At 54.9% G+C, this 21,920-nt stretch carries 21 protein-coding genes; 4 read left to right on the top strand and 17 right to left on the bottom strand.

The features are described 5' to 3' along the window. Positions 1 to 26: 26 nt before the first annotated feature. Positions 27 to 836, top strand: coding sequence for a bifunctional DNA-formamidopyrimidine glycosylase/DNA-(apurinic or apyrimidinic site) lyase (gene mutM, locus AC2FAJ_RS15060; protein ID WP_028015018.1), 810 nt, complete (start codon positions 27 to 29; stop codon positions 834 to 836). 2 nt (positions 837 to 838) lie between these two features. Here the strand turns inward: mutM and coaD are convergent, their stop codons facing one another. The 7 genes from coaD to rfaQ form a co-directional block, all read right to left on the bottom strand. Further along, a complete protein-coding gene (gene coaD, locus AC2FAJ_RS15055; RefSeq protein ID WP_045260067.1) occupies positions 839 to 1,318 on the bottom strand; it encodes a pantetheine-phosphate adenylyltransferase in 480 nt (159 codons plus the stop codon). Positions 1,319 to 1,321: 3 nt separating this feature from the next. Continuing rightward, positions 1,322 to 2,092 carry a glycosyltransferase family 2 protein gene (locus AC2FAJ_RS15050; RefSeq protein ID WP_060571997.1) on the bottom strand — a complete coding sequence of 257 codons (771 nt, stop codon included), beginning with the start codon at positions 2,090 to 2,092 and terminating at the stop codon, positions 1,322 to 1,324. Then, the gene (gene waaA, locus AC2FAJ_RS15045) at positions 2,092 to 3,366 is read right to left on the bottom strand and encodes a lipid IV(A) 3-deoxy-D-manno-octulosonic acid transferase (protein WP_028015020.1); all 1,275 of its coding nucleotides are present in this window, start codon (positions 3,364 to 3,366) and stop codon (positions 2,092 to 2,094) included. The genes AC2FAJ_RS15050 and waaA overlap by 1 nt, the downstream gene beginning before the upstream one ends. Before the next feature lie 66 nt (positions 3,367 to 3,432). Continuing rightward, positions 3,433 to 4,422 carry a glycosyltransferase gene (locus tag AC2FAJ_RS15040; RefSeq protein WP_060571998.1) on the bottom strand — a complete coding sequence of 330 codons (990 nt, stop codon included), beginning with the start codon at positions 4,420 to 4,422 and terminating at the stop codon, positions 3,433 to 3,435. Positions 4,423 to 4,433: 11 nt separating this feature from the next. Next, positions 4,434 to 5,534, bottom strand: a complete 1,101-nt coding sequence (locus AC2FAJ_RS15035) for a glycosyltransferase (RefSeq protein ID WP_060571999.1) — start codon at positions 5,532 to 5,534, stop codon at positions 4,434 to 4,436. 2 nt (positions 5,535 to 5,536) lie between these two features. Further along, entirely contained in the window at positions 5,537 to 6,664 is a 1,128-nt protein-coding gene (locus AC2FAJ_RS15030; protein WP_485454277.1) for a glycosyltransferase family 4 protein, read from the bottom strand. Continuing rightward, entirely contained in the window at positions 6,661 to 7,731 is a 1,071-nt protein-coding gene (gene rfaQ / locus AC2FAJ_RS15025; protein ID WP_485454276.1) for a putative lipopolysaccharide heptosyltransferase III, read from the bottom strand. The genes AC2FAJ_RS15030 and rfaQ overlap by 4 nt, the downstream gene beginning before the upstream one ends. A gap of 150 nt (positions 7,732 to 7,881) precedes the next feature. On the opposite strand from rfaQ, the gene AC2FAJ_RS15020 reads away from it, so the two are divergent. Next, positions 7,882 to 8,838, top strand: coding sequence for a polysaccharide deacetylase family protein (locus AC2FAJ_RS15020; RefSeq protein WP_047363309.1), 957 nt, complete (start codon positions 7,882 to 7,884; stop codon positions 8,836 to 8,838). 24 nt (positions 8,839 to 8,862) lie between these two features. Here AC2FAJ_RS15020 and AC2FAJ_RS15015 read toward each other — a convergent pair whose 3' ends face one another. From AC2FAJ_RS15015 to rfaD, 6 genes are read right to left on the bottom strand one after another with little or no spacing between them, the layout of a single operon-like run. Next, the gene (locus AC2FAJ_RS15015) at positions 8,863 to 10,077 is read right to left on the bottom strand and encodes an O-antigen ligase family protein (protein WP_041911663.1); all 1,215 of its coding nucleotides are present in this window, start codon (positions 10,075 to 10,077) and stop codon (positions 8,863 to 8,865) included. After that, entirely contained in the window at positions 10,065 to 10,973 is a 909-nt protein-coding gene (locus AC2FAJ_RS15010; protein WP_041911662.1) for a glycosyltransferase family 2 protein, read from the bottom strand. Before AC2FAJ_RS15010 ends, AC2FAJ_RS15015 begins: the two co-directional genes overlap by 13 nt. 5 nt (positions 10,974 to 10,978) lie before the next feature. Continuing rightward, complete coding sequence (locus tag AC2FAJ_RS15005) at positions 10,979 to 12,079, bottom strand: glycosyltransferase family 9 protein (RefSeq protein ID WP_059353786.1); 1,101 nt, start codon at positions 12,077 to 12,079, stop codon at positions 10,979 to 10,981. A 3-nt stretch (positions 12,080 to 12,082) separates the two neighbouring features. Then, complete coding sequence (gene rfaC, locus AC2FAJ_RS15000) at positions 12,083 to 13,066, bottom strand: lipopolysaccharide heptosyltransferase RfaC (RefSeq protein WP_060572001.1); 984 nt, start codon at positions 13,064 to 13,066, stop codon at positions 12,083 to 12,085. 3 nt (positions 13,067 to 13,069) lie between these two features. Then, positions 13,070 to 14,116: an ADP-heptose--LPS heptosyltransferase RfaF gene (gene rfaF, locus AC2FAJ_RS14995; RefSeq protein ID WP_048958489.1), complete on the bottom strand. Its 1,047-nt coding sequence runs from the start codon at positions 14,114 to 14,116 to the stop codon at positions 13,070 to 13,072. 2 nt (positions 14,117 to 14,118) lie between these two features. After that, the gene (gene rfaD / locus AC2FAJ_RS14990) at positions 14,119 to 15,051 is read right to left on the bottom strand and encodes an ADP-glyceromanno-heptose 6-epimerase (protein ID WP_041911658.1); all 933 of its coding nucleotides are present in this window, start codon (positions 15,049 to 15,051) and stop codon (positions 14,119 to 14,121) included. A gap of 215 nt (positions 15,052 to 15,266) precedes the next feature. Between rfaD and kbl the strand changes: the two genes are divergently transcribed. Together kbl and tdh are read left to right on the top strand one after the other, a co-directional pair. Beyond that, the gene (gene kbl, locus AC2FAJ_RS14985; protein ID WP_041911657.1) at positions 15,267 to 16,463 is read left to right on the top strand and encodes a glycine C-acetyltransferase; all 1,197 of its coding nucleotides are present in this window, start codon (positions 15,267 to 15,269) and stop codon (positions 16,461 to 16,463) included. A gap of 9 nt (positions 16,464 to 16,472) precedes the next feature. Then, on the top strand, positions 16,473 to 17,501 hold the full coding sequence (gene tdh / locus AC2FAJ_RS14980) for an L-threonine 3-dehydrogenase (RefSeq protein ID WP_006812404.1): 1,029 nt from the start codon (positions 16,473 to 16,475) through the stop codon (positions 17,499 to 17,501). Positions 17,502 to 17,527: 26 nt separating this feature from the next. On the opposite strand, the gene AC2FAJ_RS14975 is transcribed toward tdh, so the two are convergent. The 4 genes from AC2FAJ_RS14975 to envC are packed head-to-tail and all read right to left on the bottom strand — an operon-like array spanning position 17,528 to position 21,897. Beyond that, positions 17,528 to 18,442: a hypothetical protein gene (locus tag AC2FAJ_RS14975; RefSeq protein ID WP_447087747.1), complete on the bottom strand. Its 915-nt coding sequence runs from the start codon at positions 18,440 to 18,442 to the stop codon at positions 17,528 to 17,530. Positions 18,443 to 18,457: 15 nt separating this feature from the next. Continuing rightward, positions 18,458 to 19,663: a glycosyltransferase gene (locus AC2FAJ_RS14970; protein ID WP_485454275.1), complete on the bottom strand. Its 1,206-nt coding sequence runs from the start codon at positions 19,661 to 19,663 to the stop codon at positions 18,458 to 18,460. A gap of 20 nt (positions 19,664 to 19,683) precedes the next feature. After that, on the bottom strand, positions 19,684 to 20,634 hold the full coding sequence (locus AC2FAJ_RS14965; RefSeq protein WP_045630248.1) for a divergent polysaccharide deacetylase family protein: 951 nt from the start codon (positions 20,632 to 20,634) through the stop codon (positions 19,684 to 19,686). A 3-nt stretch (positions 20,635 to 20,637) separates the two neighbouring features. Further along, a complete protein-coding gene (envC, locus tag AC2FAJ_RS14960; protein ID WP_231940812.1) occupies positions 20,638 to 21,897 on the bottom strand; it encodes a murein hydrolase activator EnvC in 1,260 nt (419 codons plus the stop codon). Positions 21,898 to 21,920: the final 23 nt, after the last annotated feature.

Here is a 21,920-nt window from a genome sequence, read left to right as displayed (position 1 = left end):
GCATTCTGCATCTCAACGGAGGAACCATGCCTGAATTACCTGAGGTAGAGACCAGCCGTCGCGGCATTGAGCCCCATCTGGTCGGCGCGACTATTCTTCATGCCGTCGTTCGTAATGGACGACTGCGCTGGCCGGTGTCCGATGAGATCCACGCGTTAAGCGACAAACCCGTCCTTAGCGTGCAGCGCCGCGCGAAATACCTGCTGCTGGAGCTGCCTGACGGCTGGATCATTATCCATCTTGGGATGTCCGGGAGCCTGCGCATCCTGACCGAAGAACTGCCTGCGGAAAAACACGATCACGTTGACCTGGTAATGAGCAACGGCAAAGTGCTCCGCTACACCGATCCGCGGCGCTTTGGCGCGTGGCTGTGGACGAAGGAGCTGGAAGGACACAACGTGCTGGCGCATCTGGGCCCTGAGCCGCTTTCAGACGCGTTTAATGCGGACTACCTGAAAGAGAAGTGCGCGAAGAAAAAGACTCCGATCAAGCCCTGGCTGATGGATAATAAGCTGGTGGTCGGCGTGGGGAATATTTACGCCAGTGAATCGCTGTTCGCGGCCGGGATCCATCCCGATCGGCTGGCCTCGTCGCTGTCCGCGCAGGAGTGTGAGCTGCTGGTTCGGGTCATTAAAGCAGTGCTGCTGCGCTCGATTGAGCAAGGTGGGACCACCCTGAAGGATTTTCTGCAGAGCGACGGTAAACCAGGCTATTTTGCCCAGGAGCTGCAGGTGTATGGCCGTAAGGGCGAGCCATGCAGGGCATGCGGGACGCCGATTATTGCCACGAAGCACGCCCAACGCGCCACGTTCTACTGCCGCCAGTGTCAGAAATAGAACTACTTTAGCTTTTCCATCAGCGCCAGGTGGACGTTATCCGGCAGGAAATGGGTAACGTCCCCGTGATGGCGCGCCACCTCTTTTACCAGCGTGGACGAGATAAACGACCACTCTTTTGACGGCATCAGGAATACGCTTTCCAGCTCCGGCATCAGGTGGCGGTTCATGTGCGCCAGCTGCATCTCATACTCGAAGTCTGCCACCGCGCGCAGGCCACGAATCAGAATATTGGCCTGCTGGGCGCGGGCGAAGTTCGCCATCAGATCGCTGAACCCGACAACTTCAACATTCGGCAGGTGCGAAATGGCGTCGGTGGCAAGTTGCACGCGCTCGTTGAGATCAAACATCGGCTTTTTGCTGGGGCTGGCGGCAATCGCCAGGATCACCTTGTCGAACATGCACGCTGCACGGGTAATGATGTCAAGATGACCGTTAGTGATCGGATCGAAGGTACCCGGATAAATCGCTTTTGTGCTCATGGCTCACGTTTTCTCTGAGTAGCCGCGGCAGAGCGCCCACAGCTCGGTGTATTTGTTGAAAGTATACTGAGCATTCACTACCGCCAGTAACCAGCCCTGCTTACCATCCAGCACGCCGCCGCGCAGCAGCAGCGTTTTCAGAAACGCGCCCAGCGTGTGGGTGAAGATTCCTGTCAACGAGGCCTTCTTGCCGCGCTGATGGCGTTCCTGCGCCCATGCGGTGGCATAGTTGAGCTGCTTTTGCTGGAAGCTGGCGAAATCACGGCAGGTCAGATGCAGCAAATCACCCGTCAGGGGGATGACCTGTGCGCCGTCGCAGGCCAGTGACTCATGGACAAGATTGTCGTTGTACTGAAAGCACCCGCGCTCGTAGAGGCGCATTACGCGATCCGGATACCAGCCGCTGTGGCGCATGAAGCGGCCAAGGAAGTAGTTGCGACGCGCGATGCTGTATACAGCGCCAGGCTGGGGTGAGGAAAGCACCGCCTGAATGGCCTGCTGGAGTTCCGGGGTGACGCGCTCGTCGGTGTCGATCATCAGCACATAATCGCCCGTGGCGTGACCCTGCGCGCGCTGGCGCTGAATGCCGTAGCCCTGCCAGTCGGTATCGGTAAAGACTTTTGCGCCCGCAGCCCGGGCGATGTCCACCGTGTTGTCCGTGCTTCCGGAGTCGAGGATAACAATTTCGTCAGCCCAGGCGACGGAGGCCAGGCAGTCCGGAAGCAGGTCGGCGGCGTTTTTGGCGATCATGACGACCGACAGACGCGTAGACATTAGTGGCTCCGCTGAGGCAGATAAGGTTGCAGAAGCTGCAGCAGACGGGTGAGTGCGCCCTGGTTCTGGTGCAGCACTTCGACGGCGTGGCGACCGTACCACAGGCGGTAATCTTCATCCGTCAGAAGGGTCGATACTTCTTTGACGACCGAGTCCGCATCGGTCACGGTAATTAAACCATCGGCCTGCTGCAATTTAGCGCAGATATCTTTGAAGTTAAACGTGTGTGGACCCATCAGCACAGGAATGGCGTGGGCTGCCGGCTCCAGCGGGTTATGGCCTCCGCGCTCCACCAGGCTGCCGCCAACAAAGGCGAGGTCAGCAATGCCGTAGAGCAGCATCAGTTCGCCCATCGTATCGCCAATCACCACCTGGGTACTGCCGGAAGGGATCTCTCCGCTGCTGCGCAGGGTGAAGCTGAAGCCGCCTTTCTGCACCATTTCACGGGCATCTTTAAAACGTTCGGGGTGACGAGGCACCAGAATCAGCAGTAGGTCCGGGAAGGTTTCCAGCAGCTTACGGTGCGCCTGCAGGATAATCGCCTCTTCGCCCTCATGAGTACTGGTCGCTATCCAGACCTGGCGACGCGGAGCCCACTGGCGGCGCAGCGTGATGGCGCGGGCGGCCAGTTCAGGGGTAACGGAAATATCGAATTTCAGGCTGCCGGTCACGGCAAGCTGGTTGCGCTTCAGGCCCAGGGAGATAAAGCGCGCCGCGTCTTCTTCGTTCTGCGCGGCAATCAGCGTGATTTTGCTCAACAGGCGGCGCATAAATTTGCCCAGCTTGCCGTAGCCTTTCGCCGAGCGCTCTGACAGGCGCGCGTTGGCAATCACCAGCGGAATTTTACGGGCGTGCAGAGCGGAAATCATGTTCGGCCACAGCTCGGTTTCCATCACGATCACCAGCTTCGGGCGAACGGTGTTCAGGAAACGATTCATAGCGCAGGGCAGATCGTAAGGGAGGTAGACGTGATGAACGTCTTTGCCAAACGCGGATAACGCGCGCTCTGAGCCGGTTGGCGTCATGGTGGTGACGGTAATCGGCAGAGACGGGTAGCGGTGGCGCAGAGCGCGAACCAGCGGGATCGCCGCCAGCGTTTCACCGACAGAAACGGAATGCAGCAAAATACCGTCCGGGGCGACTTTATTGCGGCAAAAGCCATAGCGTTCAGCCCAGCGTTTACGATACGCAGGCGCTTTACGGCTACGAAGCAACAGTCTCAGCCACACCAGTGGCTGAATGATATAGAGCAGGGCGGTATACAACAATTCCAAGCGATTATCCGTCTTTTTAGTTTCGGCGGGCAAATTCTAAGCATTTAAGCCAGGTAAAGCTATCTCTTATGCCAGATACCGTTTTAAACGGAAGTAGCGTCGGCCCAGGCGCCAGCGCAAACGCGGGCTTTTGGCACTTTTCCAGATAAGTTTCCAGATCCCGGTGTCGAAGAACTCTTTGATAATCATTGTTTTCTTTGTCTCATCCTTCATGTTGTCGAAGGTATGAATGATCCCCAGCCCCTCTTTGGCGATTTGCCAGTGGCAGGCGGGGATCTTTTTCACTTTATCCGGGTAACGCTGGTTAATGGCATCAAGCATCTGCAGGATTTTCATGTAGTGGCGCGCGGAGCGGATCAGCGTGTCGTCATTATCCGGTGTATGCGATACCGAGGCAGAGTGAATGTAGTAGTCATAAAAGCGTTCACTGGTGTACTGAACGCGCTCTGCGGCAAGCAGCACCTCGGTGGTCCACGGGATATCCTGATGGCGCAGCCCGGGTTCGAAATGGAAACTGTGTTTACGAATAAAATCGTGGCGATAAATATTAAGCCAGGTCACGTGCAGGAACTTACGTGAATCCAGCGCCATCTTTAACCATGCCGGGCCCGTCATAACGCCCGTTGAGGCGAGTTTATCCTCGGGGAAGATAGGTCGAGACGGTTTCTTATCATTTTCCCAGACGTAGTTGCCGTTGCAGGTGGCGACATCCAGATCCTGCGTGACGGCCATATCCAGCAGACGCTGGTACATGCCAGGTTTGAAGACGTCATCAATATCCGGGAAAGAGAGATACTGACCGGTTGCAACGGCCAGGCCGGTATTCCGCGCAATGGAAACGCCCTGGTTTTGCTGTTCAATCACCTGCATCTGCGGCAGTTTTTCACGCCAGCTTTCGACGATCTGCATCGAGCGGTCAGTCGAGCCATCATTGACAATAATGACTTCCATGCTGTCGATGCGTTGATTCACAAGGCAGGTAAAGAACTGATCCAGAAAAGCTTCGCCGTTATAAACGGCAACCACCACGCTTAACAATGGCGCTGAATTTTGCATAAGAAACCTGATTATTTTTGATTGTCGACCAAAGCAATGTACTGCTGGCAAATGGCATTGATACCGAACGACGAAATCGTTGCATCGCCAACGACCGGCGGGGCGGTATAAATATCTACCAGGGTTTTTGCCAGTGACGCGTCATTTAGCTCTGCCAGCCCGCGCGCTAAGGCGCCGGTGAGAATTTCTGCGGGACCACCCGGACAATTGGTACTGACCGGTGGCGTCTGGCAGATAATGGATTCCACCAGCACATTACCAAAACCTTCGCAGTCAGAACTTAACACTAAGAGGCGTGCCCCTTTAATCCAGGGGTAGGGATTGGAGTCGAAGGGACGGAAAACCGTCTTGTCTTCAATACCCAGGTCGCGGGCAAGCTGTTTGAGCTTTTGAATTTTGGCTTCGGAACCATTGCCCATCATGACAAGCGTAGTGTCGAGCTGGCTCTGTGCGAACGCGCGTAAAAGACGGTCGTGGCGTTTGTGTTCATGGAAGCGGCCGACATGGATGATGTAATCCTTCCCTTGCATCTCGAAGGGGGCATCCGCCAGACGCTGAATTTCAGGGATATCAAAAGGATTGTGGATAACCGCTTTACGCCGGAGTTTCAGAGCCAGGGTCTCGGAAAGGTCTTTCAGCACGGCGCCTGAGACGGCGACAACGTTTCGGTTTTCGTAGGTATGACGAATTTTAAGATGCTTAAACCAGCGCGAAAGCCCGCTGCGATGGCGAAGATAGGAGAAAGAGAACATGCCATGCACGCAGAACCAGACTTTTTCACGCTCCAGCGCGCGGCAGTGCGCCACAATGCGGTCAGTTTTGTGCAGATGAGAGAACACAACGTCAAATTTTCCGCTGCGCTCAGCCCGCTCAATTGCCTGATCCAGCAGGCGGGCTCGGCGTGGGATCTCCGTCAACTTGCGCCACGGTTTTTTGCAGGTATCCTGAACCACCTGATAATCAATGCCTTCCGGGATGGCGTAATCACACACTTTCCGCAGAGAGAAAAGGGAGACCTGATGCCCCATTTCCGTTAATCCGCTGGAAAGTGTAAGAACTGTTTTTTCAGCTCCCCCACCGGGTAAACCATCAATAATCATTAGGATGCGCATTTTTAATCCAGTAATTTTTGATAAAGCGAAATAAGCTGACTTGACAGTTTTTCGGGGGTGGCGTCTTTTACCCGTTCACGTGCCGCTTGCCCCATCGTGTTATTTTTTCCCAGAGAAGGAGTGGCTGCAATTGCCTCCTTCAATGTGTTGATATCCAGGGCGTCACAATAAAATCCGTTCTGGCCTTGCTGAATAAATTCAGCGCCTCCGCAACTCTCTGAAGTAATGACGGGCAAGCCGCAGGCCATCGCTTCAAGAATGACGTTTGGAAAGGGATCATACAGCGTTGGCAACAGTAAACCATCGGATAGCTGATAAAAAGGCAGCGTTTCTTTCTGCATCCCCAGGAAACGGATTTGCCCTTCGTAGCCCAATGAACGGGCGAGGTCACGATAACGATGTTCTGCTTTATCCTGTCCAACCACAATCAGCCAGGCTGAAGTTCCTGCGATAGCGCGTATGGCGCTGGCCAATCCTTTTCGTTCAAAACCCGATCCTACAAAACAGAACACCACGGCATCGGCTGGCAAACCAAATTGCTGACGCAGCGCGGCACGCTGTGCTTCCTGGGCTGGAACGAAGCGGCTGGAATCAATTGAATTATAAATCACATGTATCTTTTTTGCGTCAATATCAAAGTCTTCAACGATTTCGCGTTTGATCATCTCCGCATTACAGATAACCGCTTTCAGCTCTGGCGCCTGGTACATTTCACGCTCGGCGTGCATCACGTAGCGGTGATAGCGGTCGACCATTAGCATTTTCGCGCGCCAGGCGGGCAGGATGCGCGCACGCTGTAGCAGCCAGCGGCGATGAACGCCATCGCCAGCGCGGTAGATATCACAGCCCGGAATCCGCTCGTGGCTTTGCACAATATCAAACTGCTGTTGCTGCCACAGCGCGCGGGCAGCATGGGCAAATCCGCGTTCGCGGCTAATTCGGCCCCATTTGTGCGGGTCGCAAATATGGATATGCCAGTCGTCCTGTCTCTCGCCCTGCCATTCACGCGTAATGACGTTGAGTTCAAGATTCTGATTGCTCAGCGCGGTGAGCGCACGTGAAACGAAGCGCTCCGCTCCGCCATCAGGGCGATACTTTTGGCGAACAATCGCCAGACGATGGTGTTTCATAACAAATATCTCCTTGCAGCGGAGACGACAGCATCAACAGGAATGGCGTCGAGATAGCGTTCTTTCGTTTTGGTATCAATAGCGTCGGGATCGGGAAGGGGACCGTAGTCGCCAGCCCAGATGACTTCACCGTTGACTTGCCATGGAGACCAAAACGTCAGTTTGGAAGGGCCAAACAGCGCCACGCAGGGCGTCTGCAGCGCGGCGGCCATATGCATCGGAACGGAGTCAACGCCAATAAAAAGACACGCGTGGTCGATGAGTGAGGCCAGCTGGCGCAACGTTAGCTGTCCCGCCAGCGAGACGACCCCCGTTTTCGGTGAGGCGGCGAGTATGCGATCTATCATCGCCAGCTCTTTTTTATCCGGCCCGGCCGTGAGTACAACGGTATGCCCATCCTGCTGCAGCGCGGTGATGGTTTGCGCCATTTTGCTTTCATCCCAGCATTTGAAGAACCAGCGTGATGTCGGCTGAATGACGATGTAGTTATCGCCCACTCCTTTTTGCACCAGCTGCTGGCGGGCGTGGTGCCAGTCTTCTGCGCTGTAGGCCATGGTAACAGCTGGCTCAGGTGCGACCTGTAATGGTGACAGAATGGAGAGATTTTGTTCGACAGTGTGCAGGGATTTGTGATTTGCAACAGAGACTAAATCGCTATGACAGAAACGCCAGAATGGATTGTTGCGTTTGTTAAAGGCGAATCCGAGGCGAACCGGCGCACCGGTGAAACGGGTGACGATAGCGCTACGCCACTGATCGGCAAGATTTATCACCAGATGATAATGTTGCTTTCGTAACGCGCAGAGTAACTGCCACTCCTTTTGAAGGTGCTTTAGCGTGCCCAGTTGCTTCCATTTACGATCGATTCCATAAATAGTGCCAATCGTCGGGTGCGCGGCGAGCATATCGCGCGTTTCTTCATACAACAGCACGTCAATTTGCGCTTGTGGCCATTTTTGACGTAATGAATCAATGACGGGGGTGGTCAATAACATATCGCCATGATGGCGGAGTTTGATCAGTAGAATGCGCAAATCAGGCGTGTCAGGTAAGTTATTCATCATCATCTTATCGGCGTTGTACTGTTGGCAATTCTAATAGACCTGGTAGCGACTTGCACTCTTTCTCCATAATCTCAGGAATTTCCCAGGGAGGCTTTACTCAGGCTTTGGTGAGTGCGTAACATAGCGCTAACTTCCCTGTCATGCGGACTCATTATGAAAAAACCAGCGTTTATCATCACGATTGATACTGAGGGCGATAATCTCTGGCAGAATCACCGCGTCATTAAAACGGAAAATGCGCGCTATCTGGCCCGGTTCCAGGCCCTTTGTGAGCGTTTTGGTTTTAAGCCCGTATGGCTGACAAACTATGAGATGGCAATCGAGCCCGTTTTCATTGAATTCGCCAGGGACGCGATCGCTCGCGGTCAGGGGGAGGTGGGAATGCACCTTCACGCATGGAATAGCCCACCTGAGCACGATCTCACGGGAGATGACTGGCGCTGGCAACCGTATCTGATTGAATTTTCAGACGAGGTGATGCGTGAGAAAGTGCTGTTCATGACCCGTCTGCTGGAAGAGACATTCCAGACCAAAATGCTGAGCCACCGCGCCGGGCGTTGGGCATTTGATAGCCGCTATGCAAAATTGCTCGTTGAACTGGGCTACCAGGTTGATTGCTCCGTGACGCCACGCGTGAACTGGCGCAATGCGAAAGGTGCTCCGCAGGGCAATGGTGGAACGGATTATCAGCATTTCCCCGACCACGCCTATTTTATGGATTTAGATACTATTTCCCGGGCGGGAAATAGCCCCTTACTCGAAGTGCCGATGAGCATTCAGTATAAACATCCGGCCTGGTTGAACACGATCAAACAGGGATACGATCGGCTTCGCGGTAAATATCGCTCGCCTTCCGTGAACTGGCTACGACCGACCGGTGGCAATGCGTCGCAGATGATTCAGGTCGCGCAGCAATGCCTGTCGCAGGGAAATGACTATGTGGAGTTTATGCTTCATTCGTCAGAATTTATGCCCGGCGGAAGTCCGACCTTTAAAGATGAGGCGGCGATTGAAGGGTTATATCAGGATTTAGAAGCGCTTTTTAGCTGGCTATCCGATAAGACGGTGGGGATGACGCTGGCGGAGTTTTATCAATACAAGAAAAAATAATGCCCGGCTGGCGGGCATTATCTCTTAGTGATGTTGTCTGGTTTGCGAGAAGGGAGTACTCAATGCAAACAGAGTAACAAAGAATATTAGGGCTTCTGAGCTCAATAAAATGACGTCCGTCAGGCCATAGAGTAATAAGAGAAGCATCGTTGTCAGCAGCAGGCCATTTCGGTTTTTAAGCGCGTAAGCGATCATCGAAACGAAGAAAAAGAGTAATATCGCCAGACCCGGAAGCCCCTGCAGAGAGTATTTTTCGATAAATTCATTGTGCAGATGTATCCTGATATACTCGAGTGCGGATACGAGGTGCGGGTGCCCCTCTTGAACATAATGCTGTGACCATACCTCGCGATCTTCGATTGACTGTCCCAGTGGGTGGGCCAGACCGTTCTGAAGACCCACTGTCCACATGGAAAAACGCGCCCCGAGTGACGTGGCGTCGATGCCTTGTTGGTAGATTGCAAATTCCCTCTGCGTTTGATCTATCTTAGGCGAGATCAACGGTTTGTAGCTAACGATAATAATGCCCGCCACAACACATAAGAAAATCAGCATTGATTTAAGGTGAATTCTTCTGAAATGGTAAAGGGTCAGCACAATCGCCATAAGCAAATACAGCCCCATGGCAGCACGCGTCCCTGTCAAAAGAATAACGAACCAGGAAATTAATACGGTGAGACCCGCTACAACATACAATTTTCTGTTTTTCTGAAGATAAAGACTGTATATCAGCGCCAGCGACAGTACAGAGTATACATAGGCTGACACGGTCGCACGATTTATGGCCATCTCGATACGCCCCATTCCCTGGCAGGCCTGCCATAAGCCATATCCCGTGGCGAGGACAAACCCTGTACCTGCCGCGTACAGGAAGTACTTCTGGAAAGCGCTTTTATCGACGTAAGTTTTAAACCGATCAAGATAAAAAACGAGAATGCTCGCTAATATCAGTTTCTTACTGGCACCCAGATAATCGCTGTAAGCGTTTAAACCTTCGCTATGGTATTCGTACACCATATACCAGACAAGATTGAGTAGCCCAATCAGCAATATGGGGAGCGCGATTGAAAAGGGGCGCAGGGTGATTTTTTTATATTCGCAAGCTAAGCCGATAATGCTGGCATAAACCGCAATATAGAAAAATTCGCGTTGTTTACCTGAGCTCAGCAGCGCCAGTGCAAACGAAATGAGGCTCAAAATCAGCGTCAGCTGATAGAGCCGCAGTTTTACTTTTTCCATAATGCCTCAATGACCCTTTTTTTGTAGCTGAAACGTACATCTCTGGAGAAGAAAAAAGAGAAAGAATAAAGTGCGTTTACCCGCGCCTTAACCTGTTTGAGCTGCAGGTCGGTCAGATATTGGCGGTGATTACTGTAAATATCAAACCAGTGGCAATTAATAAGCTGCTTAAATGATTGCGGGAATGTATTTTCCATCTGTAGTGTACATTCAATCAGCGTGGCGATTTTGCTGGCGTCAAGACGGCTCGACAAACTGTCGCTGCGTTTGATGTAATAGTAGTGTCCCTGGCGCTGATAGAATATTTTGTGCGATTGCATCAGCATGCCGGGAAATACCGCGAAATCTTCATAGCAGACCATAGACGGGATCGGGTTGCTTGCATACAGCTTGCGGTGGATGAATTGCCCGATCAGATGCGCCTGAAAATCTTTGTGCTGCAGGAAACGCTTTATTGCATCATTTTGCGATAATGAGACGGGCGTGAATCCCTGCCAGGCGGAGGTGATTTTCCGCATATCGCGTATTTCCAGCAGGCGCGTCAGCAACATATCAGGACGCTCTGCTTTCAGGAAGGCGATGGCATCCCGGATGCTACCCGGCTTTAACAGATCGTCGCTATCAAGCATCGTGATGTAATCGCCTGACGCCAGTGAGACTGCGCTGTTTCGAACATGCCCTACGTTACGGTACTCAACGTATTGGCATTGCGCATGCGGAAGCTTTGGCAACCACGCCTCAATAATATCCTGTGTGGAATCGTTGGAACTGTCATTAATGATAATAACTTCTACATCATCGCCTGCATTCTCAATCGCGTTTTGCAGACTTTCCAGCGTGGCGTGAAGCGTGTTTTCGGCATTATGTGCGGCAATAATGATGCTGAGAAAAGCCATAGTAATTAGTTCCCCTGAGCATCAAAGGCAGATTTTGCTGTTGGTAGCCCGCAAATGAAATGTTTGAGTTCGTCCAGCGATTCATCTGTTACCGCGAAGAGTTCTTCCCGGCCTTGCGGGAAATAATAACGAGTTTCAAAAACATACGAGCAAATATTATCATCGTTGCCAATCAGCATCACGTTGCCAAGCGGGCGCTGCTCGTAGTGACAGCACGGACCGAACAGTAAGACGACCGGCACGCCAACCGCATCGGCGATGTAGACATTCCCCGAGTCGGAGGCGATATAACAATCCATTTTAGAAATTGCCCATGGAAGCTCTTCAAGCGAGATCTTGCCAATCAGATTAATAAAGTTGGGCAGTTCACCGTAAGCGCGGGTGATGTCATCCATCCAGGACTGTTCATTTGGGGCGCCAAAGACATAAAACTCGCAGGGCAGGTCGGCGAGACGATCGGCAATTTGCTTCCAGATGACAGGCGGAACGGTTTTGGCTTTATTCCCGGCGGCGATACTGATGCCAATGCGGACCGCGCCGGGTTTATCAAGGATCGCCGGATAAGTCGCGGGTTTAAACAGTGGCTTTGTGGCGTGCTTTGGAGAGTCTTGCCAGGTCAGAGCGCGGTCGGCCAGCTTAAGATAGTCAGTGACTGTTAACGTTTTTCTACCGTGGTCAACCGTACCATCGGCCGTTGAATAGAAAATCCCGTGATACCACCTGCGCGTGTAAGTGCTTAAAAATTGCTTGTTTTTGGCGTTACAAACGGAGGCGAAAAAAAGATTCACGCTGTTAGGCTGCAGAAGGTAGACGTTGTCATAGCGGTTCATGATCCTGCAGGCGAAACAGAGCTTACGCCACAGGTTACGCTTATGCTGCTCAATAAAATAAATCTCTTCGACCGTCTCGTCGTGCTTCGCCAGCGCACCCACGCTGCGGCTGATGAGTACGTCGCTTTTTTGCAGCCAGGCCAGAAGAGGCGTTGCATTAACAAAATCACCGATTTTGGCTGTCTGAATGACCAGGTTTTTCCCTGTCTCTTTGCGCAACAGCTTCCGGATAAGCTTCACCGGAAAGAGTAAAATCAGCAGAAATACGTAACTCATGGGTTAAATATCCCTGTTGGAAAGCCAACGGCTGCCCTGTAAAAATGAAAAAATCGCATCTGCGCTGATATCCTTCGTTTGCTGAGTCGGGCTGACCATCTGATGCTGGTTTTTGCCATAGCCCCCGATCAGGCCGGGATCGGTCGGGCCAAAAAGGGTGATATTTGGGCGATCCAGCGCCGCGGTTAAATGGCTTAAACCCGTATCCACGGAAACAACGGCGTTAGCGCCTGCCAGCTCTGCGGCAACCTGCGCCAGCGTGAGTTTGGGTAACACCTCGACGTGGGAAAAGCCTGCTGCCAGACGCGCCGCACGCTGTCGCTCATGCTCAGCGCCCCACGGGAGTTTAATATGGATACCGGAGGGTTGCATTAGTTCAATCAGCCTTCGCCAGTGCGTTTCCGGCCAGTGCTTATCGTCGCGCGTTGTGGCATGCAGGAAGACAAGATAAGGCTGAGCACAGGGATCTGTATTGCGCAAAAAGTGCTGTGCAATGGCATAGTCGCCCTGGGTTTCCGGTTTCGCATAGCCGAGGCTTTTCGCAAACAGCTCGCGGGTGCGTTCGACGGCGTGCTGCTGTTTTGCGATGTGGTGGCGTCGGTTATAGAACAGGCTCGCCAGCGGTTCGCGGGCGGTGTGCCAGTCCATACCGTGCTTTACGCCATGTGCCAGACGCGTGACCAGCGCCGCGCTTTTCACCAGCCCCTGCGCGTCGATAATCGCGTCGTAACGCTGCGCCTGCACCGTTTCACGGAAGGCTTTACGCTCGGCTTTAATCGGCGCGGAGAACCACGCTTTGCGCCAGCGGCGAATCGCGACCGGGATCACGCGGTCAACCGCTTCATGCCAGGTGGGGATCTGCGCGAAGCCTTCTTCTACCACCCAGTCAAAACGGATGCCGGGAATGGCCCGCATGGCGTCCGTCAGCGACGGTAGCGTATGCAGCACATCGCCCATTGAGGAGGTTTTAACGATCAATACCCGCATCCGTTATCCTTCTTCGCTCAACAGCAGTTCGTTGAGCTCTTCGAGAACGCGCTCTGGGGTAATGTCGATCAGGCTCTGATGGTAACCTTCAGCGGCATCGCCTTTGCGTACCTTGTGGTAGCCGGTGATCAAACGGATTACGCGCGCTTTGTGCGACAGCGGCGGCGTGAAGTCCGGGCTGCTTGGGCCATACAGCGCGACCAGCGGACGGTCCAGCGCGGCGGCGACGTGCATCAGGCCAGAGTCATTGCTGACCACGGCCTTACAGGCGGCAATCAGGATAACGGCCTGCTCAAGCTGCGTTTCTCCAGCCAGGTTACGGCACCAGGCCTGCTGTTCATTACTGAGTGTGGCGAGAATTTCGTTGCCCGCCTCGTGATCCTTCGCCGAGCCAAACAGCACAATCTGGTAGCCTTCGTCGATCAGCTGTTTCGCCAGTTCGGCGTAGTGGTAGTGCGGCCAGCGTTTTGCCGGGCCAAATTCTGCGCCGGGGCAGAAGCCAATCAACGGGCGTTCAGACGAAAGACCAAACGCGCTGCAGGTCTGAGACTTCTCGCCGTCGTGCACCTGAAGCTGCGGCCACAGCAGCGGCTGCGGCAGGTCTTTCGCGCTGCGCATCACCCCTTTGTCGTAGGCCAGCGCCACGTAGCGCTCCACCATCAGCGGCCAGGCCGCTTTATCCAGCACCCGCGCGTCGTTCAGCAGACCGTAGCGCATTTCGCCGCGCCAGCCGGTACGGTGCGGAATGCCCGCAAAGAAAGGTACGAGGGCGGATTTAAAGGAGTTTGGCAGCACGTACGCACGGTCATAGCGCTTCTCGCGCAGGCTATGACCGAGCTTGCGGCGTTCGCCGATTTCCAGCGCCCCGTGGCCGAGCGGCATCGGGATCGCCTCGTTTACTTCCGGCATACGCGATAACAGCGGACGGCACCATGCGGGTGCCATCACGTCGATTATCGCCTGGGGATAACGCGCCTTGAGCGTGCGATAGAGACTTTGCGACATCATCATGTCGCCCACCCATGACGGGCCGATCACCAGAATCTTCATACTTATGCGTCGCGGTTCAGCCAGGCCATATATTCCGTTACGCCTTCGGCAACGGTCTTGAACGGCTTGTCATAACCCGCTGCGCGCAGGTTGGTCAGGTCGGCCTGCGTGAACGCCTGGTAACGGCCCTTCAGCTTGTCCGGGAACGGAATGTACTCGATGCTGCCTTTCTTATGATATGCCAGCGTCGCGTCTGCCACCGCCTGGAAGGATTCCGCGCGGCCCGTGCCCAGGTTGAAAATGCCGGAGACGCCGTTTTCCAGGAACCACAGGTTAACGGCCGCCACGTCGCCTACGTAGACGAAGTCACGCTTGAAGCCGTCGCTGCCTTCGAACAGTTTTGGACTTTCACCGTTATTCAGCTGGGTGTTCAGGTGGAACGCCACGCTCGCCATGCTGCCTTTATGGCCTTCGCGCGGCCCGTAAACGTTGAAGTAGCGGAAGCCGACAATCTGCGAGTTCGCTTCCGGCAGGATCTGACGCACGTACTCGTCAAACAGGAACTTGGAGTAGCCGTAGACGTTCAGCGGCTGCTCGTATTCGCGGGATTCGATGAAATCTGAAGTGCGCCCACCGTAGGTTGCCGCGGAAGAGGCGTACAGGAACGGAATTTCACGCTCCAGGCAGTAGTGCAGGATCTCTTTAGAGTACTGATAGTTGTTATCCATCATGTACTTGCCGTCCCACTCGGTGGTGGAAGAGCACGCCCCTTCGTGGAAGATGGCCTCGATCTCGCCGAACTCTTCACCCGCCATAATCTGGATAAGGAAGTCTTCTTTATCCATGTAGTCAGCGATGTTCAGATCCACCAGGTTAACGAACTTGGTGCCGTCTTTCAGGTTGTCCACCACCAGAATGTCGGTGATGCCCTTATCATTGAGGGCCTTGATAATGTTGCTGCCGATAAAGCCCGCGCCGCCGGTAACGATGATCATAACTGTAACCTTTGAAGTGTTGAGCCCGGGGACAATCCCGGACGCTAATATTCATATCATATCATCACAATGCCCGGTCTTCAGCCATTCACCGATATGCAGCAGGGGTACACGTGATTTATGCTGCAAAAACGAGAAGAGATACGGCGTCATCTCGTCATGAACTATAGGTTTGGGTAATATGTGCCAAAATTTGCCGAGTCTGGAGAATTGCAATGCGTGGTGATTTTTACAAACAGTTAAACAGCGACCTCGACACCGCACGTGCGGAAGGGTTGTTCAAAGAAGAGCGTATTATCACGTCTGCCCAGCAGGCGGATATCACCGTTGCCGACGGCAGCCATGTGATCAACTTTTGCGCGAACAACTACTTAGGTCTTGCGAATCACCCTGAGCTGATTGCCGCCGCGAAAAACGGCATGGACACCCACGGCTTCGGCATGGCCTCCGTGCGCTTCATCTGCGGCACCCAGGATAGCCACAAGCAGCTTGAGCAAAAGCTGGCAAACTTCCTCGGAATGGAAGACGCGATTCTGTACTCCTCCTGCTTCGATGCCAACGGCGGTCTGTTTGAAACCCTGCTCGGCGCAGAAGATGCGATTATCTCCGACGCCCTGAACCACGCCTCCATCATCGACGGTGTCCGCCTGTGTAAAGCGAAGCGTTTCCGCTACGCCAACAATGACATGGTTGAGCTGGAAGCGCGGCTCAAAGAGGCACGCGAAGCGGGCGCCCGCCACGTACTGATCGCGACCGACGGGGTATTCTCCATGGACGGCGTGATCGCCAACCTGAAGGGCGTGTGCGACCTGGCGGATAAATACGACGCGCTGGTGATGGTCGATGACTCCCACGCGGTCGGTTTTGTCGGCGAAAACGGCCGCGGCTCCCATGAATACTGTGACGTCATGGGACGCGTGGACATCATCACCGGTACGCTGGGCAAGGCGCTCGGCGGCGCGTCCGGCGGCTATACCGCTGCGCGCAAAGAGGTGGTTGAGTGGCTGCGTCAGCGCTCCCGTCCGTATCTGTTCTCCAACTCCCTGGCGCCGGCCATTGTGGCCGCCTCCATCAAAGTGCTGGAGATGATGGAGTCCGGCGCCGAGCTGCGCGACCGACTGTGGGCAAACGCCCGTCTGTTCCGTGAAAAAATGAGCGCCGCAGGGTTCACCCTGGCCGGCGCTGACCACGCAATCATTCCTGTGATGCTGGGCGACGCAGTTGTGGCGCAGCAGTTTGCCCGTGAGCTGCAGAAAGAAGGGATTTACGTCACCGGGTTCTTCTTCCCGGTGGTACCAAAAGGTCAGGCGCGTATCCGCACCCAGATGTCTGCGGCGCATTCGCCTGAACAAATTGAGCGTGCGGTGGAAGCCTTTACCCGCATCGGCAAACAGCTGGGCGTAATTGCCTGAGGACGTGTGATGAAAGCGTTATCCAAACTGAAAGCGGAAGAAGGGATTTGGATGACCGACGTGCCGGAGCCGGAAGTCGGTCATAACGATCTGCTGATCAAAATTCGTAAAACCGCCATCTGCGGTACTGACGTTCACATCTACAACTGGGATCAGTGGTCGCAAAAAACCATTCCTGTCCCAATGGTTGTCGGTCACGAATATGTTGGTGAAGTGGTCGGCATCGGCCAGGAAGTCAAAGGCTTTAGCATTGGCGATCGCGTCTCTGGTGAAGGCCATATTACCTGCGGTCACTGCCGTAACTGTCGCGGTGGCCGTACGCACCTGTGCCGCAACACCGTCGGCGTGGGCGTAAACCGTCCGGGCTGCTTCGCGGAATACCTGGTGATCCCGGCGTTTAACGCCTTCAAAATCCCGGACAATATCTCTGACGATTTGGCCTCTATCTTCGACCCGTTCGGCAACGCGGTACACACTGCGCTCTCCTTCGACCTGGTGGGTGAAGACGTGCTGGTTTCCGGCGCCGGCCCAATCGGCATTATGGCCGCAGCCGTGGCGAAGCACGTGGGCGCGCGTAACGTGGTGATCACCGACGTGAACGAATACCGTCTGTCGCTGGCGCGCAAAATGGGCGTCACCCGCGCAGTGGATGTCTCGAAAGAGAGCCTGACCGACGTGATGGAAGAGTTGGGTATGACCGAAGGCTTTGACGTAGGCCTGGAGATGTCCGGCGCGCCGCCGGCGTTCCGCACCATGCTGGACACCATGAACCACGGTGGCCGTATCGCGATGCTGGGCATTCCGCCGTCAGATATGTCCATCGACTGGAACAAAGTCATCTTCAAAGGGCTGTTCATCAAAGGCATCTATGGCCGCGAGATGTTCGAAACCTGGTACAAGATGGCAGCGCTGATCCAGTCCGGCCTGGATCTGTCCCCGATTATCACTCACCGTTTCTCCATCGATGAGTTCCAGCAGGGCTTCGACGCGATGCGTTCCGGCCAGTCAGGGAAAGTGATCCTGAGCTGGGATAAGTAAACAAAAAGGGGCCTCAGGCCCCTTTTTTACTGATTCTTTTTCTCTTCGTCCGTCAGGTAGCGCACCTTGCGGGTATAGTCCTGCCCTTTGAACAGCAATTTGTTATCCGGCGATTCCAGATACTTCTGCCATTCGGAAAGCGGGAAACCCCCGTGCGCGCCAATCACCTCTTTCGGCACAACGGCTTCCTGACCGCCGATCTTCTTGGATACCGGCCAGTTCATCCAGTCGCCCAGGTTAACCGTTTTAACATCCAGCATGTCCAGCAGCGCAGCGAGCGGCAGCTGATCGGTCGGCGGCTGCGTGTCGTCCATCAGCTCCCAGGTATCCTGGAACAGCGTCAGCCACAGCGGGCAAATGCGACGCCAGGTCTTTTTGGTTGCGGCAAGAAACGCGCCGTTAACGTGATCGACCAGATACGGGCGCACCGTTTCTTTGTAATAGGCCGGCACTTTTTCTGCGGGGGCGCCGTCCAGCTTGGCAATCATTTTGCCCTGACGGAAGCTGGAGTAGATGTGCATATCGGCCATGTTGATCTGGGGCATCTTGAGCAGGTTGAGATCGGAGTCGATCATCAATACGCCTTCTCCGCGCGCCTGAAGCGGAGCGTTAAGCTTCACCAGACGGCTGAGGTAGATCTGCTTATAGCGGTACCCCTTTTCACGTTTTGGCAGCGTGAGGGTCACAACGCGGGTTTTTGGCGGCAGCTCGCCGAAAGCGGATTCAGGCTGATCGCTGACGATAACAATCTCGCTGACGTCGGTGGCGTAACGCTCTGCAAAGGTCGCTGATAATAACGCCTCTTCGACGAAATCCGCGCCCGTACAAGGGATCACGATGGAATCAACCGCAACGAGATCGCGCGTGACCGGAAGGGAAGCGTACGGAATGTTATGACGCCCGGTAATGTGGCGGTAGCGAGCATTCAGGAATTTAAACATGTTCTTCTCGTTTGGTTATTGCGCGCCAAGAACGGCCTCGACACCGTTAACATAGCTTTCAATGGCATACACGTTGCAGACATTCTGGTGCGCGGCTGCGGCGAGCCGGGCGCGCAGAGCAGGACCCTGCCAGATATTATCCAGATGTTGAGCAAGTTGCGACACATCGCTCCACGGGAACAGCAGCCCGGTCGACTCATGGTCGATCAATTCTGCCGTGCCGGTTACCTTTGAGCCAATCACCGGGATATTCAGCAGCATTGCCTCCAGCACGACGCGGGGCAAACCTTCGCTCTTCGAAGCCAGAATAAACGCGTCAAAGGTGGCGAGATAGTCAAAAGGCGTGTTCTGGAAACCGGTAAAAATGATGTGCTCAGCAATCCCCAGCGCGTCAGCCTGCGCCGTCAGCGCGCCGCGTTCAGCCCCTTCACCGACCAGCACCATCTTCCATTTTGCCTGCGGATGCTTCTGGCTGAACTGGGCCAGCGCCTCCAGAGTATGGTGGTTGGACTTGCGAGGGATAAGCGACCCAATGCTGCCGAACACAAAGGTGTCGTCATCAATGTTCAGACGCTGGCGCATCGCGCGTCGGTCAGGTAAAGGCTGGTGGATGTCGATGGCATTATTGACCGTCGTACACAGTTCGGGCCGGACGCCATGCTGAAGAATCACGCGTTCAACGCCGTGCGAGACGGCGATGATTTTTGTGGCGTGGGCATTCACCAGCTTCACCAGCGGCGGGGTCAGCACCGGTTCAATCCGGCAATGCTGAATTATCCGCGCATGCAGGTTCGCGCCCGCCAGATAACCCTCTTCGTTAGAGCCCGGCTGATTGTTCATGTACAGCGTATCGAAACCGCCTTCCCTGAAAATCGTCTCGATCTTGCTGACGTTGGGCCGGATGCGCCAGAGCGTATCAATATGTCGGGTAAATGCCTTGCGGGCGCTGCGCGAGAAAAATAGCAGGCTGCGGCCCAGTTCTTTCGCAACCTTCGCCCATCCGGGCTGCTTTTGCTGCGGAATGACAATTAACGGGATGCCAATGCCGTTCAACACCTGGCCGATGGTTTGTCCTTCGGCCCGGCTGTAATCACTGTAAAAACAACAGGTAATATCGAACTTCTCGCGGTTAATCCGCTTCAGAAGCTCGAGCATGCTGTTGGTGCCTCCTCCCCACTCTTTACCGGTATCGAGGAGCAGAATTTTGTGTCGCTGTGGCATCTTTCTACCTTAATCGCCTGTCACTGGGATTGGTTCGCTGAGACTTTTTTACCCCATCCCTGCCACTGGTGCTGGAAGTACTGCACCAGCGTACTCTGGCCCACGCTTTCGCTGATGACCGCAAAGAAGCGGGTTGCATGCACCGGCTCGAGCGGCTTTTTCAGCGCGCAGTTCTTCACGCCGCGGAACGGATTACGCGGCTGCGTTGCCGGAGGTTGAGCGCTTTCCGGACGAGACGTGTCAACCTGCGGTTCATTGAGCAGATCGCTCGGGCGTACCAGGGTGATATCGGCGGGTAAGGTCGGCAGCATTTGCTGCAAAACGCGAACGGTAGACGGATGCGGGTGCCCGATGGCAATCGCCGAACCGTTACGGCGCGCCAACTGTACCGCGCGGTTGAACTGCACGCGGATATCCGCTTCGTTCTGGGAGTCGTCCAGGAAGACTTTGCGCTTTATGACCTTCACCCCCGTACCCTGAGCGGCACGCATCGCCTGGCTGTTGCCAATGGTCATGCTGTCGAGGAAATAGAGATTGTAACGCTCCAGCGCCTGCATCACCTTCAGCATACCGTACAGGCTGGAGGTCATCGCGCTACCCATATGGTTGTTCAGACCCACGGCATACGGCACCTTGTTGTAGGCGTCGCGGATGATGCGTTCGATCTCATCGCTGCTCATATCCGGGCGCAGGGTGTCTTTTTCTAGCGGCTGCTTGCTGAGCGGTGCCATCGGAAGATGGATGAGGACCTGGTGGCCGCTATTGTGCGCTTTGGTCGCCATTTCATGCGCGTGAGGCGCATTCGGCAGGACGGCGACGGAGATGGCTGATGGCATCGCCAGCACCTGATTTTCATAGTGTGGTCGATAACCGAAGTCATCAATCACGATGGCGAGTTTACCTGCATATACCGGTGCAGCCAGCGCCAGTGCGCTGACGACGGAGAGAACCATTCGACGAAATTGAAGCAAAACTTATCTTCCCAACCACGGCTGTGGATTGACCGCCTGACCCTGACGACGAATTTCGAAATAGAGTGACGGGCGGCCCTGACCGCCACTGCTGCCCACAAGGGCGATGGGTTGGCCGGCGCGCACCTGGGTGCCGACGCTGACCAGCGCGCTCTGGTTGTAGCCGTAAAGACTCATGTCGCCTTTACCATGCTCGACCACCACCACCAGCCCGTAACCCTGCAGCCAGTCGGCCAGAATCACGCGGCCATCGGCGATGGCTTTCACTTCGCTACCTTCAGACGCACCGATAACGATCCCTTTCCAACGTAGCTCACCCTGCAGCTGTTCGCCATAGCGATGCAGAATAGTGCCGCGAACGGGCCAGTAGGCCTGACCGCGCGGGGAACCCAGACCGCCGGTACGCGACATCAGGGAGCGTTCGCTTTCGCTTGGCTTGTAGGTGGTCCCTTTGCGGGAGGCTTCCTGCTGCTTGTCGCGAACCGCCTGCGCCTCGCGGGCCTCTTTTTCGGCGCGCGCCTTCGCTGCGGCTTCCGCACGGGCAATGCTGTTACGCAGTTTTGATTCGTTGGCGCGCATTTCGCTCAGCTGGCTCTGTCCTGCCTGAATGGAGGACTCAAGACCGGACAGCGTTTTCTTGCGCTCGTTACGGGCCTGCTCAAGTTTTGCCTGCTGCGCTTTTTGTTCGTAGAGCAACGTCTGCTGCTGGCTCTGCTTCTCTTCCAGCTCCGCTTTTTGGGTGGAGACCTCTTCACGCGTTTGTTTCAGCTGTGCAATGGTCTCCTGACGCGCCTGGTTCAGATAGCCGAAATAGGCCTGCAGACGCTGGCCGCGCTGGCTCTCTTCACCGCTGAGGATCAGCTGGAGTCCGGTATGCTCACCCTGGCGGAATGCGGCATCCAGCTGTGCTGCGAGGTTGCGCTCCTGCGCATCACGCTGGCGCTCCAGTTTGGCAATCGACGCATTCATCTCGTCGATCTGTTTGTTCAACTGGGTGAGGGTGTTTTGCGTTTCACGGAGTTTACGTGCGGCAGCGGAGATGGCCTCTTCCTGCTGCTTAAGCTGGGCGAGCAGGGTGGCGCGCTGCTGTTGCTGCTGGCGTACCGCACGCTCTTTGGCGGCGATATCGGCCTGAATGGATTTCAGCTGGTCGCGGTCATCCGCGTGGGCGGATGCGGCGCACAGCAATACGCCAGCGCTGAGTGCGCTGGCGCAAAGCAGAGGTCTGACTGATAGCCTAAGCGGCTTCACGACCCATGTGATTGAAAAAATCGCCTTTCCCCTCA

The organism is Enterobacter cloacae complex sp. 385G4 (assembly GCF_057320665.1).
Note: the sequence above shows the minus strand (reverse complement) of the source record. Positions and strands in the feature narration are given on the sequence as shown.